Genomic DNA, 1,568 nt, shown 5'->3' with positions numbered 1-1,568 from the left:
TCGGCCATTGGCCGAGCGTGTATTTTATCGCTTTACCCAGCGGGCTAGACTCAAGCACTTTCTGAGTTGTCATCCATTCATAAAGCTCATCCAGTATCGGCTTAGCATGCTCTTGGCGCTCTGCTTTTCGTTTTTCCGCAGACTCACCTTTTAAGCGTGATTCTATTCCATAAAGCTTCTGGATTTTGGCCAGCGCTTTATCCGCTTTACCTGACTTGCCTTTGCCTTGAAGCTTCTTCGCCTCCATGAACTTGCGCCGAGCATGCGCGAAGCAACCGACATTGGTGACGAGATGAAGCCCATCATAAACACCATAGCCATCGGTTTGTAGATAACCACTGTAATCCCCCAAGAAGGCAACAGGGCACGCCCTAGCTCGACTGTTTTGATAGTCGTACAAGACGATATTTCTCACATTAGGGAGGGCGGCATCTGGCGAGTCTGCGCCCGAGCAGTAAAGCCACATATAACACTGTTTATCTTCTTTGAGGACATTGAGCGGCGTTTCATCCGCCTGAATCACCACTTGCTCAAGTAGGTGCGTTTTTAAGGCCGCGTAAAGTGGAGCGAACTTCTCACTGACTTGGATAATCCACCTTGCCATGGTGGTTCGTGAGAGTTCGATACCCGACTGGGTAAACAGGGATTCTTGACGGTAAAGTGGCATCGCATATTGGTATTTGCCGAGGATGATATTGGTCAACAAGCTTTCTGTGGCGAAGCTCTTCGGGATAATGCTTTGCGGCGCTGGCTTTTGAACAATGCGGCTGTTGTCCTGAGTTTGCTCGCATTGGCGGCAAGCATATTTAGGACGAACATATTCCAACACTTTAAGTACCGCAGGTGTGAACTCAAGTTTCTCGCTACGGTCTTCACCGATTTTATGCAGACTATGTTGGCAGCAAGCGCACTGCTTTTCATCGTCGTCTAAATCGAGTTCGATAACCTCACGAGGCAAGGTCTTTGGCAGTGGCTGACGTTTACCGCGTTTCTTCGTTGTGATGGTCGTTGTGACAACTTCAACCTCTTCTTCCTTAGCGGCTTCACATTCCGCTTCGTTGAAGAGGTCACCTTGTGATTCATTGTAAGGCTTTAACGCCTCCGAGCGTTTAGCGAACTGACGGTCGAAGGCAAGTTTGAGTTGTTCAAGCAGCGATTGGCGCTCTTGTTTCAATTGGTTTTCTGACGCCAACAGTGCTTTCACCATCGCTTGTAGCTCGGCAACATCTTGGCTTTCTGGGTTGATATTTGGCGTCTTTTTCATGGCATTGATGATACTAAAATCATGCCGTTAATGCTTGGTGGATAAGACTTTATTATCGCTTAAGTCATTGTAAAATCGTTTATTCTAACGGGTTTATGGCCGATAATCGTGAAGCCAGAAAGCAGTCTATCAAGCTCGAATTGAGTTAGGGTAAACACCTCATTTTGCTCTTTTGATGGCCACTTGTACTTGGCTTTTTCAAGGCGCTTATACCAAAGAGCAAAGCCTGTTTTATCCCAGTACAACACTTTGATTTTGTCGCGCTGTTTGTTGGTGAACAGGAACAGTGCGCCGCTGCCCAAGG

2 protein-coding genes are annotated in these 1,568 nt (G+C 47.3%); both read right to left on the bottom strand.

The features are described 5' to 3' along the window. Nucleotides 1–1,264 (bottom strand): IS66 family transposase (locus UF06_RS03665; RefSeq protein WP_045569233.1); only part of this gene is annotated, 1,264 nt, incomplete at its 3' end. Between the two features lie 59 nt (nt 1,265–1,323). Continuing rightward, nucleotides 1,324–1,568: IS66 family insertion sequence element accessory protein TnpB (tnpB, locus tag UF06_RS03660; protein WP_045569232.1), on the bottom strand; the 245-nt coding region annotated here is incomplete at its 5' end.

The organism is Vibrio sp. S234-5, assembly GCF_000960595.1.
In the GTDB taxonomy this organism is placed as follows: Bacteria; Pseudomonadota; Gammaproteobacteria; order Enterobacterales; family Vibrionaceae; genus Vibrio.
Note: the sequence above shows the minus strand (reverse complement) of the source record. Positions and strands in the feature narration are given on the sequence as shown.